Raw genomic sequence first — 17,100 nt, forward strand, 5'->3', positions numbered from 1 at the left:
TCAGGCGATCAGCCGAGGCTCAGTGACGAGCGCGTAAAGCGCCCATAGATGACGTACAGCACGAGCGTCGCGGCGAGCAGCAAACCGCCGAGCGCACACGCCATGCCCCAGTTGATCGTCACGTTCGTGAAGTACGCGACGTAGTAGCTGACCATCTGGTCGTTCGGTCCGCCGAGCAGCGCCGGCGTGATGTAGTAGCCGATCGCCAGGATGAACACCAGCAACGCGCCCGCGCCGATGCCCGGATACGTTTGCGGCACGTACACGCGCCAGAACGCGGCGAACGGATGGCTGCCGAGCGAGATCGCGGCGCGCTGGTATGTCGGCGGGATCGACTTCATCACGCTGTACAACGGCAGGATCATGAACGGCAGCAGGATGTGCGTCATCGAGATGTACACGCCGGTGCGGTTGAACAGCAGCGCGAGCGGATCATGCAGCAGTCCGCTGCCGATCAGCGCCTTGTTCACCAGCCCCTCGCTTTGCAGAATCACGATCCACGCCGCGACGCGCACGAGAATCGACGTCCAGAACGGAATCAGCACCAGAATCATCACCAGATTCGCGCGACGGTCGGAGAGCGTCGAGATCCAGTAAGCGAGCGGGTAGCCAAGCAGCAGCGCGAAAATCGTCACGGCCGCGCCGATCACGAAGGTGCGGCTGAATACGGCGAGATAAATCTGTTGGTCAGGATCGGTCTGGATGATGTGGCCGAACGCGTCCTGCTTGTGATCGAGCGAAGCCAGCAGATAGAACTGCGAATACGCGCTGGAATTCTTCGCAATCGCTTGCCAGTAGGCAATGTTGTTCCAGCGTTCGTCGAGCTCGACGAACTTCGCATGGACCTGGGCAGGCGTGAGCGTCAACGGTTTGCTGTTGTCGTCGGCGAACGGCATGGCGCGTGCCGATTTCGCGACCAGCGAGCGATAGCCCGGAATCTCCACGTTCAGCCGTCGCGCCAGCGCACCCATGCCGTCGCTGTCCGCGATCGCGGTGAGGTCGACCGCCAACGCGGCATAAGCCGCGTCAGGCGGCGGCGTCTTGCGGTCCCACCCGCTCAGTGCATTCAGCGTATGCGGCAATGCGCCAACCACTTCCGGATTCTGCGCGGCGCGCGTCAACAGCGCACCGATCGGCACCACGAAGATTAGCAGCAGAAAAATGGCGAGCGGCGCGATCAGCAGCAGCGCCATGGCGCGCTTCCTGGCTTCCGCGGCCTTCAGTTCGCGTTTGAGCCGAACGCTCGACTCGGGCGTCGAATCAGCGGCGATCGTCATGGTAGTCACACCCTTCTCCTGTGTCGACCAGAGTTAGCGCTTTAGCTGTCGGCTGGAGTTAGTGCTTTAGCACTTACTCCAGCCCCATGCAGAGCACTTACTCTGGTCCCATGCAAAGCTGTCGACCGGAGTTAGCGCTTCAGCACTTACTCTGGTCCCATGCAAAGCTGTCAACCGGAGTTAGCGCTTTAGCTGTCGGCTCGAGTTAGTGCTTTAGCACTTACTCCAGCCCCATGCAAAGCACTTACTCCGGTCCCATCCATCTAGCCGGGCACGCACGCCGAATGGACATGCGCGCGTTATGTTGCATCGTCAAAGGGCGGCTCGATCAAACCAAGCCGCGCCTTCTCACACTCGGCAAATTACTTCGAAGCCCACGACGAAAAACGTTGCTCCAGCTCATCGCCATGATCGGTCCAGAACCCGAGGTTCTGCAGCACGGCGTTCTTGCCATTGGCCGGCGAATTCGGCAGATCGGCAAGCGTCTTCGCATCGAGCGCCTTGATCGCAGCCACGTTCACCGGACCGTATGCGATGTGATGGGCGTATTCCGCCTGGGGCTTGGGCGAAATCGAATAGGCGATGTACTTCTCGGCCAGCGCCTTGTTCGGTGAGCCCTTCGGAATTCCCCAGTAGTCGAGGTCGTAGATGCTGCCGTTCCAGACCACCTTCAGGTTCTTGCCTTCCTTCTGCGCGGCGTCGATACGGCCGTTGTACGCGGTGGACATCACCACGTCACCCGCGACGAGGAACTGCGGCGGCTGCGCACCCGCTTCCCACCACTGGATATTCGGCTTCAGCTCGTCGAGCTTCTTGAATGCGCGGTCCTGACCTTCCTTGGTGGCGAGCACCTTGTAGACGTCCTTCGGCGGCACGCCGTCGGCCATCAGCGCGAACTCCAGGTTGTAGCGCGCGCCCTTGCGCATCGCGCGCTTGCCCGGGAATTTCTTCACGTCCCAGAAGTCGGCCCAGCCGGTCGGCGCGGTTTTCAGCTTGTCGGCGTTATAGGCGAGTGCCGTCGACCACACGAAGAAACCCACGCCGCAAGTTTGCGGCGCTTCCGGAATCAGGTCCGACTTCTTGCCGATCTTCGACCAGTCGAGCTTCTCGTACAGCCCTTCGTCGCAGCCGCGGCCGATGTCGCCGGATTCGACTTCCACCACGTCCCAATTCACATGCTTCGCTTCGACCATCGCCTTCACTTTGGCCTGCTCACCGTTGTATTCGACGGCGGTCACCTTGTTGCTGGTTTGCGCTTCGAACGGCTGGTTGAATGCGACCTTTTGCGCGTCGCCATTCGCGCCGCCGAAATTGACGACGGTCAGTTCGGCTGCATTGACCTGCGCGGCGCCCAGCGCGAGCGCCACAGCACCGACAGCGATGGCGCAGCGCGATTTCCCGATCTTGCTCATGGTGTGTTGCTCTCCTTTGGTGGTTTGCTTCCAGCTAAGTACGATGCGACTTTTTATGTGCTGCCTGCCTGACCGGCCTGCGTTGAACTACCCGCGCATCAAACGCGCTCACGCCCCGGCAAACACCCGCAGATGCTCGGCCGCGAACTCCAGCGCGACCGGCGCGCCGGGCGCGAAGGATTCGAGTGCGTCGGTGCCGAGCGGCACCTTGACGAAGCACTCGTCCTGCTCCGGCAGGCCACAGCGCATGCGCACGTGGTCGCCGAAATAGATCAGCCCGCGCGCCTCGCCGGCCAGCGCGTTGGCGCCGGGGCGCGAGACGCCGTTCACCAGGTTGGCGAGCTTCATGCGCTCGGGCCGGATGCACGCAACCGCCGGCGTGCCCGCCCGCGCGCCACCGATATTGCGGCCGGTGAGCCGTGTGCCGTCAATCAGATGAAACTCGCAGTACTCGCCATCGACGTTCGCGATCGTGCCGCGCAGCTTGTTGCTGTCGCCGATGAAGTTCGCCACGAACTCGTTGCAGGGCGATTCGTACAGCCGGTCGACGGTATCGAGCTGCTGCACGATGCCTTTGTCGAACACGGCGACGCGGTCCGACATGGTCAGTGCCTCGCCCTGGTCGTGCGTGACGTAGACGAAGGTGACGCCGAGCTTCTCGTGCAATGATTTAAGTTCGTACTGCATGTGTTCGCGCAACTGCTTGTCCAGCGCGCCGAGTGGCTCGTCCATCAGCACGAGCTTCGGCTCGAACACCAGCGCCCGCGCCAACGCGATACGCTGCTGCTGGCCGCCGGAAAGCTGTGCCGGATAACGTTTTGCGAAGCTCTCCATGCGCACCATCTTCAGCGCGTTATTCACGCGATGCGCGCGCTCATCCGCCGAAAGCTTGCGTACGGTGAGCGGATACGCGACGTTCTGTTCGACCGTCAGATGCGGAAACAGCGCGTAGTTCTGAAACACCATGCCGATGTTGCGCTTATGCGGCGGCACGGTATTGAGCAGCGTGCCGTCCAGCCAGATCTCGCCGCCGGTGGGGAATTCGAATCCCGCCAGCATCATCAGACAAGTGGTTTTTCCCGAACCCGAAGGTCCGAGCAGCGTCAGGAATTCGCCCTGGTAAATATCCAGATCGAGCTGTTTGACGACCAGCGTTTCGCCGTCGTACGTCTTGCGCACGCCCCGAAAGCTGACGATCACGTCATCGGTTTTCATCGCCTGGTCTCCTCTGCGGTCCGGCTGGCTCCCTCGTCGAAACAAAGGGATTGCAACAATTGCGTGGCTCACTATAGTCCCTTACGGTTCTACAATATGGAACCATTTCATTATTCCGGATAGAACCACTTGGACACCGTGATCTTGTCGGATTGGCTGGCCGCACGGCTCGACCGCACGGCCGCCGAACCGGTCTACAGGCAGACATTGCGACTGATCCAGCAGGCCATCCTGACTGGCCAGTTGCCGCCCGGCACCAAGCTGCCCAGTTCGCGCACGCTCGCGGGAGACCTCGGGATTGCGCGCAATACGGTGCTGCACGTCTATGACCAGTTGACCGCCGAAGGCTATGTGATCTCGACCACGGGCAGCGGCACGTATGTCGCCGACACGCGGCCGGACAGCGCGGCCGTGAACGCGCGCAAGAAGCCGGTGGCGAGCGTCGATACGGAAGGCAATCCGGCCGCCTCGGCGGCGAAACCGCCGAAACGCGATCTCGGCGACCTCTCCAGCCGTGGACGAAGGCTGATCGATCAGGCTGGCGTGTCGGCCAAACAATGGGGCGCGTTCATGCCGGGCGTACCCGACGTCGCCGAATTTCCGGCGCGTATATGGAGCCGCTTGCAGGCAAGGTTGTGGAAGGAAGCCAATCCCGATCTGCTGACCTATGCGCCCGGCGGCGGCTATCGGCCGCTGCGGCGCGCGTTGTCCGATTACCTGCGTGTTGCGCGCTCGGTGAACTGCACGCCGGACCAGATCATCATCACGACGGGTATCCATCAGTCGATCGATCTCGCGGTGCGTTTGCTGACCGACGTCGGCGATCGCGCGTGGGTCGAAGAGCCGTGCTATTGGGGCGCGCGCAGCGTGCTGCAATCGTCGGGGATTACGCTGGTGCCGGTGCCGGTCGACGACGAAGGGCTCAACCCGCGCGAGCAGGATTTGCAGCAACCGCCGCGCCTCGCGCTCGTCACGCCGTCGCACCAGTATCCGCTCGGCATGGTGATGAGTCTTGCGCGCCGCCGCACGCTGCTCGAATACGCGCGCCAGCACAACGTGTGGATCATCGAGGACGACTACGACAGCGAGTTCCGTTACGGCAGCCGTCCGCTTGCATCGCTGCAAGGACTCGACGACGCCGGCCAGGTGATCTACGTCGGCAGTCTGGGCAAGATGCTGTTTCCGGGTTTGCGGATCGGCTACATGATCGCGCCGGAGCATCTGGTGGATACGTTTCGCACGGGCGTTGCCGAGCTGTATCGCGAGGGGCAGTTGATGCAGCAGGCGGTGATGACCGATTTCATCATGGACGGCCACCTCACGTCGCACGTGCGGCGTATGCGGGCGCTGTACGGCGAGCGCCGGCAGATTCTGATCGACGCGATCACCGCGCGTTTCGGCGACGAATTGCCGGTGATGGGCGACGAGGCCGGCTTGCATCTGGTGCTCGGTCTGCCCGATCACGCGAACGATCGCGCGGTAACGGCAGCCGCTTTCGATGCCGGCGTGATCGTGCGGCCGCTCGCCAGTTACTACAGCAGCGAGACGCCCGCGCGGCGAGGGCTGTTGCTGGGTTACGCGTGCGTACCGAATGACAGGATCGGTCCGGCGTTCGACACGCTCGCACGCGTGATCGAACAGACGGCGCTGAAAGCGCCGACGCGCGCCGCCTAACTGCCCGCCCCTGGTTGCAGGGCGGGCGTCCACCGCGCATCACTTCAAGCCAAAGTCCACGCGCGTCGTCGCGCCCTTGTCCTTGATGCCTTCAGCGTTCAGTTTCGGCGCGACGACAAACACGCGGCTGCTGTCGATCTTGCCTTCGAAATACTGCTGCACGCTTTGCGCCCGCTGCTGCGCGAGGTCGCGCAAGCTGGCGTCGTCGATCGGCGCGTTGGCGGCCAGCGCGCTCTTCATTTCGTCGTCCGGCAGGCTCTTGGTCAGGCCGACAAAATTGCGCGGCTTCTTGAAGTCGGCCGCCTTGTAGGCCCTGGTCAGATACTTGTCGTACTCCTTGGGGTCGACGGTGACGGTCGACAGATCCACGCTTTCGCCATTGCCCACCACGTCCTTGATCTTCTGCTGCTTGACCAGCCGCTCGACATAGCGGTCGCGCAACGCCGGTTCGTCGACAGCCGGATCGACGCGGCCGATCAGGTCGATACGAATCGAGCTCTTGTCAGCCAGCGCCTTCACGATCGTATCGAGTTTTTTATCACCGGCGTCCGAGAGTTTCGCCGAACCCGGCTCGAACTCGACGTAGCCCAATTCCTCGCCGCTGCCGCCGAACGCATTGGCGATCAGCGAGAACGGCGCGGTCACGGCCTTCTGCAACAGATTCAGCACCGCGTGCCAGATCAATCCGCCGATGCTGAACTCCGGATTCGACAGCGAGCCCGACACCGGCAGATTCACGTTGATTTCGCCGCGCGAGTTTTTCAGCAGCGAGATCGCGAGACGCACCGGCAGCTTGGTCGCCGTATCGTTCTCGACGTGATCGCCGAACGTGAGCTGATCGATGAACAGGTGGTTGTCCGCGTTCAACTGATCGTTGTCGAGCTTGTAGTGCAGATCGACGTTCAGCTTGCCCTTGGTGATCGGATACCCGGCGTATTTCGCCGAATACGGCGTGAGGTTGGTCAGCTCGATATCGTGCGCGCTGGCAGTCAGATCGAGCGACGGTTTGGCGATCAGCGGATTGACCGTGCCGCGAATCGACAGCGGACCGTTGGCGGCCAGTTTTGCGGCGATGTCGACGGGCGCCGGCGTGGTCGATTGGGTGCCGAACGCGCCGACCGTGCCTTGAATGCCGACCAGGTTCGCCGTGTAGTTCGGCTTGATGAAGTTGTCGGTGTAGGTCACGCGGCCCTGTTGCAGCACCAGTTGGCCGAAATGCAGCTTGACGGGGCTTTGCGGCGGCGTCGCGGCGGTCACGGTGGCCGCTGGGGTCGCGATTGCCGCCGCCGACGCCGGCGCCGGCGTGGACGCCGATACAGCTTGCGGCGTCAACGGCGCCGGTTCGGCGCCGCTCTTGTCGCGCGTCAGCGACTGAGCCGCGCCGCTTTCGTGCGCGACCACGTCCTTCAGATTGAGCTTGCCTTGCGCGTCGAGCAGCACGCGCCCATAGAACTTCGTGAACGTGACGCGGCCCGCGTCGACTACCGTGCCGCCGCGCTCGTCGTAATCGGCCTTCAGGTTGGTCAGCGCGAGCGAACCCCATCCGGCGAACGGGTCCGACGTGGCTTTGTCGAGCATCCGCACTTCGACCAGCGCCACATCGCCGCGGTACGCCGCTTTCAACTCCTTCGCCTGAGTCAGCGCAAGGTCGCCGTTCGCGTTGAGCAACGCGCTCGCGATCAACGCATTCAGCTTGCTGCCGAAGTATGGCTCGAAGGCCGCCGCGTCGAGCCGGTTCGCGTTCACCTTCAACGCGAGTTTGAGCGGCGTCGCCGTGACATTGCCGGTTACGCCGAGCGTGCCTTTCTTGTTCAGCGTCGCTTGCAGATCGATCGGCAGCGGGCGGCTCAGGTCGTCGCTGATCTGCTGGACTTTGAGTTGCAACGGCGTGACGTTCAGCTTGACCGGGTGCTGCGTGGTGTTGTCGGTGAAATTGGCGGTCGCGTCCTTGAGGTTAAGTTCGGCGATCTTGTAGCGCCACGCGGGCCCTTGCTCCTGCGCCTTCTTGACCGCGTGAATCGCCGTGCGTTGCTGTTCGGCCCGATGCGGACCGGCGAGCGCGGCGAGGTCGATGCTGCCGTCTTTCAGACGCTGCGCATTAACGACCAGGCCGGTCGTGTCGACGCCGGCGATATCGGCGGTGCGGCCCGCCACGTCGACCTGCTTGACCGTCACACGGCCTTGCGCGAGCGAGACGGCCGGCTCCTTGCTGCCGCGCGCCGCGAGTTTCAGCGATTGCAGATCCAGTTGCGTGTCGGTGACCATCACGGCCGCCGGCGACTTCGACCAGTTCGCGCCGACGTTCGCCGTCGCGGAAAGCGCGCCGTCGACAATCTGCGCCGCGGTCGCGGTGTCGAGATACGGTTGCAGCAGCGGCAACGGCAGCGACTTCAGGTCGAGCTTCGCGCTGGCGGTCTTTGTGACGAGGCCGAATGCGCCCGCCGCGCCGAGCGAGCCGGCGGCGTCCTTGAAGCCGGTGTTCACCGTGTAATGCGCGGGCGCGTTGGCGAGCGTCGAAAAGTCCGTCAACGTGACGGCCAGTTTTTGCAGGCCGAGGTCGACCGGTCGCGAGGCCGCTTCGTCGTGAACATTCACCGTGCCGTCATTGAGAGCAAAGCGCTTGATCGACAGGTCCAAAGGCGGTGCGGCTTTTTCCGTGGCGGCGGAGGTAGCGCCGGAGGCCGCAACTGGCGCGCTGGCCGGATTCTTCGCTGTGGCGGGCGCAGATGTGGGCGCAGATGCAGATGCGGATGCGGATGCGGTCGCGGATGCGGGTGCCGATGCAGCCGCAGGTGCGGAAGCCGCAGGAGCCGGCTCAGCTGCGAACATCCGCTCGACACTCAGCATGCCCGCTTTATCGCGCGCAAGATTGGCGGTCGGCGCGTCGATGCGGATATCGTCGAAGTGATACGCGCTCTTTAACGGCTCGAGCGTCGCGGCGGCTACATGCAGCGCACGCGCCGCGAAAAACGGCGCCTTGCTCTGATCGCGCACGTCCACATCGTTCATATCGACGGTGCCCGCCACACGCAGCGACGGCGTGTCGTTGGAGAGCACGAAGTTGAGCTTGAGATCGGTGGACAGCTTGCCGCTCTGCACGATCACCGGCAGTTTGGTCGGCACGTAGGACATGAGGCGCGGCACGTCGAGCCCGTCAAAGCGCAGCGACACTTCCGATTCACGCGACGCCGCAAACGGCTTGGTCTTGCCGTCGATGGCGAGCGGACTGCCGTCGATCCGCGCACGCAACAACGGCTCGACGAAGATATTGGTTTTCGAGGGCAGCGTCGCGATGAACGGAATGCCGAGCTTCCATTGATCGATCACGTGGGTGGCGCCGAGCAATTTATCGTCGAACGTGATCTGGCCGTTTTCGAGGCGAATATTCGACACGGAGAAGAGCGTCGGCTTGCTGGAAGGCTGGGACGGCTGCTTCGCGAACTTCTCGATCAGATCGGTGAAATTGAAGCGCTGCGCATCGTAGCGAACGATGTGAAAGCGCGGCGAATCGAGCTGTATTTCGTCGATGATCGGCGCCGCGCGAAACAGCGAACTCCATGAAGGCTGCACGATGAGCCGCGAAATATCGACGAAATCGCCCGCGCCGCCGCGCTCGCCGATATGCACGCGATCGGCTTCGAGCTTGAGCGTGTACGGATTGAGCGCGATGCGCCCGATCGTGGCAGGCCGGTCGAGTTGCTTGCTGAGCTGCTGCTCGGCGATGTGGCGAATCAGCGGCGGAGCCGCGAAAAAGCCGAGTAGACCGAATACTACGAGGAAGATCAGCAGACCGGTAATGACACGCCGGGTACGGCGTGACTGCGCGACCTCGCGCACGGTCCGCATGGAAGATGCCAGTGTTGCTTTATTGAGGCTTGCCATGCTCGGTCTTGGATAGTGCGGCGGCAAGCCCGCCGCGAAAACGAAAATCCCGCAAGCGGCAGTATAAGTCGCGCACCTTGCATGGGACAGAAATGTAAGCCGTGACTTACACATTGATCCGCGCTACAGCATCGCGTGTCCGTTGCGCCAGGCAACGGACACGCACTTACCTATACGTCACTCATGGAACGTTGTCATGTCACTGACGCACGACAGCCGGCGGTTGCCAGCTGCCGTCGGTGGCTTGCGGCTTCGGTGCATACAGACGCAGCATCAGTTGCAGATCGGCGCGCGGCGCCGGCAGCCAGTTGCCGCTCTTGCCGCGCGCCGACGACACCGTCACGTCGAGTGAGCCATCGCGATTGCGGCGCGCGCCATTGCGGTCGCCGACCGCCAGACGCGCCGGCGCGCTTTCGCCGAGAGCGCCATCCCTGGTATAGGCGGTGATCGACCAGAAGCCGCGCGTCGGCGGCAACTGGTTCGGTCCGAAATGGATCACGTAGCGGTTCGCGCCGTTGAGCGCATGACCGTCGCTGTCCTGCGTGACGACCACGCGCACTTCGTCGTCCTTCGTGCCGATGCCCGGTTGCGCAAAGGCAGCGTAAGCGCGCATCGCGTAGTCGGGACCGTAGTTGCCCACGCCGTCGCCGAACCAGCTCCAGCCATTGCCGGCCAGCAGATTGGACGGTGGCGTGACGATGCGCTCGTGGCCGTCGGCGAGACCCGCGGCAATCGCCTCGGCCGCGCCCGGCAGCTTTACCGGGTCGCCGGGCGTGATGCCAAGGTCAGAGAGGATTTTCAGCGCGTGCGGATCGGCCGGAGTCGGCGGATTGTCCTGCAACGCCTGCGCAAGCCGGCTGAAGAAGCCGTTCGCGTCGAGTGCGGCGATCTGCGCGGCCGGCGTGCCGGATGCGGCCGCCGCAGCGGCATCGGCGGCATTGCTGCGCGGCGGCGTAATCGACGCGGAGCGCGTGTCGCCTGCATACACGCTCAGCGGCGCCACGCGAATCGCGCGTTGCAGCTTGCGCACCGCCGTCAGGTCGCGCGTGCCGTTCGACTGGATGCGCACGCTGACCCATGCGTTGCGGGTCGGCACGTCGACGCGCGCGACGCCCTTGGGCAGCTCGCCCTGCCAGCCGGGACCGACGAACGCAATCGTTTGCGCCTTGATGCCCGCGGCGCGCGTAGCGAACTGGGTGCTGGTCGACCAGATCACGTTGGTCCACATGTCGAGCACGCGGGCGTCGACGTAGCGGCCATGCGAATCGGGTAATGAGACGATCACCGGTTCGGCGCCGACGTCCAGCCAGCCGGTCGAATCGAGCGTGTCGAGGCTGGGCTGCGGCGGATTGGCGGTGCCGACCGGCGGCAAGGCCTGCGCATGACGCAGCGTATTGATCGGCGCCTGGCCCGGATCGGTGCCGACCGCCGCGTCACGCGCGACGCCCATCAGCACGAGCGGATAGCCGAACACGTACGAATCGGCGACTTCGTCCTTGATCCAGCCGGCCGTCTTTTGCGTGGCGGACGGTGTCGACGCGCAACCGGCCAGAAATGCGAGGCCCGCGAGCGATGCGCAGGTCCAGTGAAGCGAAAACAGTTCTCGGCGAGTTTTTATCATTCGTTCAGGTGTCGGAACGTACGGTCCAGGGAATTCCTCGGTGTGCGGCGAAGCCTGCCTGCGCGGCTTCCTCAAGCCCTGCGCGGGCAGTCTGGGGGCGTCATGCCAGCAACATCGGGTTGTATCGTATCCTTACTCACGAGGCAAGCGCAAAGGCAACAATTGAGCTTCGTAATAAGAAGCGCGGAATTCACTTGCGGTACGGTTGATGGCGCTCGTGATCTTCCAGGGACCGGCCGCCTATATTTCGCCAAACTGGTATCCGAGCAAGCACGAAGCGCATCGTCAGGTGCCGACGTACAACTATATGGTGGTGCACGCGCATGGCAGGCAGTCGGCCAGGCGATGCTGGACGCGCCGCCGGCGTTCTGAGCGGGCCGCTTCCGGACGCCGCTTCTGGAGGTTTCCGGACGCCGCTTTCACGCGCTTTCGGCAACATTCCCGAGCGATATCAAAAGGTCCTTTACCTTTCCATCATGGGAAGGTCGATACTGGGCTCTTGATGCGGCCCGATGCCGCCACGAGCCTTGCCTCCCATGACCGAACTTGCCACTCCCCAGCGTCCCGCGGACGCGCCCGCCAAAACCGCCGAACTCGACATCGGCGGCATGACCTGCGCGTCCTGCGCGATGCGGGTGGAGAAAGCGCTGGCGAAGGTGCCGGGCGTCGCGGGCGTGTCGGTGAATCTGGCGACCGAAACGGCAACCGTCGATTTCGCCGATGCGGCCTTGAGCCCGCCGGATGCGCTGATCGAAGCCGTCAGGAAAGCAGGCTACCAGGCAACGTTGCTTGCGCCGCCAGACGCGCCGCCGGCCGACGGCGGCGCCGCAACAGCCGACGCCAGGCGCGACAAGACACGTCGCGAGCTTTATGCCGTACTCGCCTCCGCCGTGCTGACGCTGCCGCTCGTCCTGCCGATGGCCGGCGAGTGGTTCGGGCTGCACGCGATGCTTTCGCCGTGGCTGCAACTCGGCCTCGCGTCGATCGTGCAATTCGTCTTCGGCGCGCGCTTCTATCGGGCGGCGTATCGCGCCGTGCGGGCCGGCGCCGGGAATATGGATCTGCTGGTGGCGCTCGGCACCTCGGCGGCGTATGGGATCAGCGTCTATCAACTGGCGAGCCATCCGGGCGACGTGATGCATCTGTATTTCGAAGCGTCGGCGGTGGTGATCACGCTGGTGCGCTTCGGCAAGTGGCTCGAAGCGCGCGCCAAGCGTCAAACCACCGACGCGATCCGCGCGCTCAACGCGCTGCGTCCCGACCGCGCACGGATTCGCATCGGTACGGACGAACGCGAGGTGCCGCTCGCGCAAGTGCGGGTCGGCACGGTGGTGATCGTGCGGCCGGGCGAACGGGTGCCGGTCGACGGGTCGGTGCTCGAAGGCCGCACCCATATCGACGAATCGCTGATCACCGGCGAAAGCCTGCCGGTGCCGAAGCAGGTAGCCGATCTCGTCACCGCCGGTTCGATCAACGGCGAAAGCGCGATTGCAGTGACAACCACCGCGATCGGCGCCGAAACGACGCTGGCGCGGATCATCCGCCTCGTGGAAAGCGCGCAGGCCGAGAAGGCGCCGATTCAGCGGCTGGTCGACCGGGTCAGCGAGATCTTCGTGCCGGCAATTCTGGTGATCGCAGCGCTGACGCTCGCGGGCTGGCTGATCGCCGGCGCAAGCGGCGAAACCGCGATTCTGAACGCGGTCGCCGTGCTGGTGATCGCCTGCCCGTGCGCGCTCGGACTGGCGACGCCGGCGGCGATCATGGCCGGCACGGGCGTCGCTGCGCGGCATGGCGTGCTGATCAAAGACGCCGAAGCGCTGGAAACGGCGCATCGGGTGAATGTCGTCGCGTTCGATAAAACCGGCACGCTGACGGTCGGACAACCCTCCGTGACGGCGTTCGAGCCGATCGGCGCCATTAGCCGCGGCGAAGCACTGGCGCTCGCCGCGGAGGTGCAGCGGCATAGCGATCATCCGTTGGCTCGGGCAGTGGTGAAGGCTTACGAAGAAACGCAGGCAGGCGCTTCGCCGGCGGAGAGCGTAGTTGGGGCGGCGTCAGCGCATGGCGGCGTCGCAGCGCGCGACGATAGCCCGCTTGGCATTCCCGGGTTCGCTGCGACAAGTGCATCCCCGGTGGAGTCAATGGCCGCGGCGGCGACCGCATCCCCTATGGAGTCAACGGCTGCGGCGACGACCGCATCTCCGGTGGAGTCAATGGCTGCGGCGACGACCGCATCCCCGGTGGAGTCAATGGCTGCGGCGGCGCCTGCAACAGCCGCCCGCGCCGTGCCGGGCCGGGGCGTGGAAGCCGACATTCAAGGCCATACCCTGGCGCTCGGCAGCACGCGCTGGCTCAACGAACTGGGCATCGCGTTACCGCCACAACTCATCGAGCGCGCGCGCGAACTCGAAGCCGCCGGCAACACCGTCTCCTGGCTGATGCGGCGCGAGCCGCGAGCGCCCATTGCGCTCGCGTTGATCGCCTTCGGCGACACCGTCAAACCGACCGCGCGCGCCGCCATCGAACGGCTCGCGCAGATGGGCGTCAAAAGCGTGCTCGTCACCGGCGACAACCCGGGCAGCGCGGCGAGCGTCGCGAAGGCGCTCGGCATCGACGAATTCCACGCGGAAGTGCTGCCGGAGGACAAGGCCCGCGTGATCCACGACCTGAAATTCCGCAGCGCCGGTATTGTCGCGATGGCGGGCGACGGCATCAACGACGCCCCCGCGCTCGCCGCCGCCGACATCGGCATTGCGATGGCGACCGGCACCGACGTCGCGATGCATGCGGCCGGCATCACGCTGATGCGCGGCGATCCGGCGCTGGTGGCCGACGCCATCGACATCTCGCGCAAGACCTGGCGCAAGATCCAGCAAAACCTGTTCTGGGCGTTCGTCTATAACCTGATCGGCATCCCGCTCGCCGCCTTCGGCCTGCTGAATCCGATGTTGGCCGGCGCGGCCATGGCATTTTCGAGCGTCAGCGTGGTCACCAATGCGCTGCTGCTGCGCACCTGGCGCGGCGCGCCGGGCCGCTGAGCGCCGGGCCGCTGAGCGCCGACGCGTGGGTCGTGTAGGCCGTGTAGGCCGCGTGGGTCGCGTTGTGGATCGCCTTACGGTCCATTACGCGATGCTTTCAATAAACTAAAGAAAACTGGCCCCGCGGCCGTAAACAGGACATCGATGCCGACCATGCGTAAGCGTGGCCTGCGCATCACCCTTCCTCCTTTACTCCGCAATCGCCGATGGAACATCTCTCTTTGCGCCGCGCCAGCGTGGGCGCCAGGCTGGCCATGCTTTCCTGCGCGCTCGTGGCGTTGATTTTCGCCGCCTTCGCGTGGGGGCTCACCCGCAGCGCGGGCACGCAGATCAGCGATCAGGTGCTCGAACGCATCGCCGATAAAGACCGCTCGATCGCCGCGATGATCACGCTGTTCGACAAAGCGTTATCGGCGGACGTCGATCGTTCGATGTCGTTGTTCGCGAGCTTCCTGCCCACCGGCTATACGCTCGACGAAACCCAGAAGGTCGACATCAACGGTCTTGCCACGCCAACCTTCAAGGCCGGCGACAAAGTCCTGAACATGGACTTCTCGATCCCCGACCAGTTTCTCGAACGCAGCGGCTCGGTCGCCACCGTGTTCGCACGCAGCGGCGACGACTTCGTACGCGTGACGACGTCGCTGAAGAAACAGGACGGCTCGCGCGCGATCGGCACACTGCTCGACCGCAAGGGGCCGGCGTACGCGCTGATCCTCGCGAACAAATCCTATACCGGGCTTGCCACGCTCTTCGGCAAACGTTTGATCACGCAATACCGGCCGATTACCGACGTGAGCGGTCGCGTAATCGGCGCGCTGTTTGTCGGCGTGAACGTGGACAGCGAGATTCAATCGGTCGAAGACGGCATCCGCAAACTGAAGATCGGCGACAGCGGCTACTACTTCGTCGTCAACGCCTCAAACGGCCCGGAGCGCGGCAAGCTGATCGTGCATCCGGCCGCCGCCGGCCAGAGCGCCGACAACGCGAACGCGCCATATCAGCAGATGCTCGAGATGCAACAAGGGCAGCTCGAATACAGTTCGGCGGATGCGACGCTCGGCGAACACAACGCGCGCGACAAATACGTGTCGTTCATCACCGTGCCGGAGTGGCACTGGCTGGTGGGCGGCGTCGCGCCGCGCGACGAGGTGATGGCCGACGTCACCGCGACCCGTAACGAATTTCTGCTGATCGGTTTCGTGCTGGTCGGGGTCTTCGCGGCGGTGTTCCTGATCGCGGTGCGCCGCCTCGTCAGCCGCCCGCTCAATGAAGCCGCCAAAGCATCCGAGCGCTTCGCCGCGGGCGACCTGAGCGTGCGCGTGGCGCAGGGAACGCATGCCCGCACCGACGAAATCGGCCGCCTGATGCAGTCGATCGACGGCATCGGCGAAGGCCTCGCGCGCATCGTCTCGCAAGTGCGCAACGCGTCGGCCGATATGTCCTACGGCACCGAAAAGATCGCGACCGGCAGCGGCGACATCGCCGCGCGCATTGCCACGCAAGCGAGCAGCCTCGAAGAAACCGCGGCCAGCATGGAGCAGATCACGTCGACCGTGCAACAGAACGCCGACCACGCGGCGCAGGCCAACTCGCTCGTCACGAATGCCGCCGACGCCGCGCTGGAAGGCGGCCGCGCTGTCGAACGGGTGGTCTCGACGATGGGCGAAATCAGCCGCTCGTCGCAGAAGATCGCCGAAATCACCAGCGTGATCGAAGGCATCGCATTCCAGACCAACATCCTCGCGCTGAATGCGGCCGTCGAAGCGGCGCGCGCAGGCGAACACGGCAAGGGCTTCGCGGTGGTGGCCTCGGAAGTGCGTGCGCTGGCGCAACGCAGCGCGGCTTCGGTGAAAGAAATCGAGGGCTTGATCGCCGAATCGACGGCGACCGTCAAAAGCGGTTTCCGGATCGCCGAAGAAGCCAGCTCGACGATGCAGGGCATCGTCCATCAGGTCGGCCAGGTGCGCGCGATCATGGCCGAGATCAGCGTGGCGTCGCGCGAGCAATCGGGCGGCATCGAACAGGTCAACCTCGCCGTTACCCAGATCGGCGAGGCGACCCAGCAGAATGCGACGATCGTCGGCGAGGCCGAACTCGCGGCGGCCGAATTGCGCGATCAGGCGGCGCGTCTCGCGCAGGTGGTCAGCGTGTTCAAGCTGGACGCCGGGCGCGATTAAGTGGCCGGCGCGGGTGGTCCCTTCGTCTGATCACGGCGCGCAGCGACGCGCCGTGATCAGAACTCGACGTCCAGTTCGTCGATCTCTTCCACCTCCTGCTGGGCATCGCCAATCCATTGCTGCATCTCGGGCAGCGCCATGATGCGCTGTCCGTATTCGACGATCTCCGGATCGAGCTTCACGTCGTAGGTGACGAAACGCGTCACCACCGGCGCGTACATCGCATCGGCCGCGGTACGCTCGCCGAACAGAAACGGGCCGCCGTACTGCTTCAGGCAGTCGCTCCAGATCGTCACGATACGGTCGATATCCGATTGCGCACGCGCCCAAACCTTGAAGCCGGGAAAATGCGCCTTGAGGTTCATCGGCAACGCCGAGCGCAGCGAACTGAAACCCGAATGCATCTCGCCGCAAATCGAGCGGCAATGCGCTCGCGCGCGCAGGTCCTCGGGCAAGAGTGCCGCCTCCGGCTTCAGTTCGTTCAGGTATTCGGCAATCGCCAGCGTGTCCCAGATCTTGATGCCTTCGTGAAAGAGGCACGGCACCAGAATCGACGGCGACAGCAGCAGCAATTCGGCGCGCGCGGCGGGATCGTCGATCGGCATCACGATCTCTTCGAAAGGCAGGCAGCTGAACCTGGTCAGCAGCCAGCCGCGCAGCGACCACGACGAATAATTCTTGCTGCTGATGGTGAGCGTGGTATTCGTCATACGTTCCTCCTCCTGATGAGGCGTTCGCGCGACGCCTGACGATGTGCATGCACGCTGCCGTGCGTCGGCGCACCAAAGCGCGGCAATTCCG

9 protein-coding genes and 1 pseudogene are annotated in these 17,100 nt (G+C 64.3%); 4 read left to right on the plus strand and 6 right to left on the minus strand.

Annotated features, from left to right (window positions below):
* Window positions 1-8: 8 nt before the first annotated feature.
* The 3 genes from AC07WT_RS38060 to AC07WT_RS38070 all read right to left on the minus strand — a co-directional run bounded on the left by AC07WT_RS38060 (window position 9) and on the right by AC07WT_RS38070 (window position 3,904).
* A complete protein-coding gene (locus tag AC07WT_RS38060; RefSeq protein ID WP_492594261.1) occupies window positions 9-1,286 on the minus strand; it encodes an ABC transporter permease in 1,278 nt (425 codons plus the stop codon).
* 353 nt (window positions 1,287-1,639) lie between these two features.
* A complete protein-coding gene (locus AC07WT_RS38065; protein ID WP_492594260.1) occupies window positions 1,640-2,689 on the minus strand; it encodes an ABC transporter substrate-binding protein in 1,050 nt (349 codons plus the stop codon).
* A gap of 108 nt (window positions 2,690-2,797) precedes the next feature.
* Window positions 2,798-3,904: an ABC transporter ATP-binding protein gene (locus tag AC07WT_RS38070; protein WP_494950936.1), complete on the minus strand. Its 1,107-nt coding sequence runs from the start codon at window positions 3,902-3,904 to the stop codon at window positions 2,798-2,800.
* Between the two features lie 129 nt (window positions 3,905-4,033).
* Here AC07WT_RS38070 and pdxR point away from each other — a divergent pair, with 129 nt between their 5' ends.
* A complete protein-coding gene (gene pdxR / locus AC07WT_RS38075) occupies window positions 4,034-5,578 on the plus strand; it encodes a MocR-like pyridoxine biosynthesis transcription factor PdxR (RefSeq protein WP_494950937.1) in 1,545 nt (514 codons plus the stop codon).
* Between the two features lie 39 nt (window positions 5,579-5,617).
* On the opposite strand, the gene AC07WT_RS38080 is transcribed toward pdxR, so the two are convergent.
* Together AC07WT_RS38080 and AC07WT_RS38085 are read right to left on the minus strand one after the other, a co-directional pair.
* Entirely contained in the window at window positions 5,618-9,460 is a 3,843-nt protein-coding gene (locus tag AC07WT_RS38080) for a DUF748 domain-containing protein (RefSeq protein WP_494950938.1), read from the minus strand.
* A gap of 199 nt (window positions 9,461-9,659) precedes the next feature.
* Complete coding sequence (locus AC07WT_RS38085; RefSeq protein WP_494950939.1) at window positions 9,660-11,081, minus strand: DUF1254 domain-containing protein; 1,422 nt, start codon at window positions 11,079-11,081, stop codon at window positions 9,660-9,662.
* 232 nt (window positions 11,082-11,313) lie between these two features.
* Here AC07WT_RS38085 and AC07WT_RS38090 point away from each other — a divergent pair.
* From AC07WT_RS38090 to AC07WT_RS38100, 3 genes and pseudogenes are all read left to right on the plus strand, one after another.
* Window positions 11,314-11,424: pseudogene (locus AC07WT_RS38090) on the plus strand (FMN-binding negative transcriptional regulator); the annotation flags it as partial.
* Between the two features lie 193 nt (window positions 11,425-11,617).
* Complete coding sequence (locus AC07WT_RS38095) at window positions 11,618-14,119, plus strand: heavy metal translocating P-type ATPase (RefSeq protein WP_494950940.1); 2,502 nt, start codon at window positions 11,618-11,620, stop codon at window positions 14,117-14,119.
* Between the two features lie 206 nt (window positions 14,120-14,325).
* Window positions 14,326-16,299, plus strand: coding sequence for a methyl-accepting chemotaxis protein (locus AC07WT_RS38100; RefSeq protein ID WP_494950941.1), 1,974 nt, complete (start codon window positions 14,326-14,328; stop codon window positions 16,297-16,299).
* 56 nt (window positions 16,300-16,355) lie between these two features.
* On the opposite strand, the gene AC07WT_RS38105 is transcribed toward AC07WT_RS38100, so the two are convergent.
* A complete protein-coding gene (locus tag AC07WT_RS38105; RefSeq protein ID WP_492594253.1) occupies window positions 16,356-17,009 on the minus strand; it encodes a glutathione S-transferase family protein in 654 nt (217 codons plus the stop codon).
* Window positions 17,010-17,100 lie beyond the last annotated feature (91 nt).

The organism is Paraburkholderia sp. GW821-FHT02A12 (genome assembly GCF_059422005.1).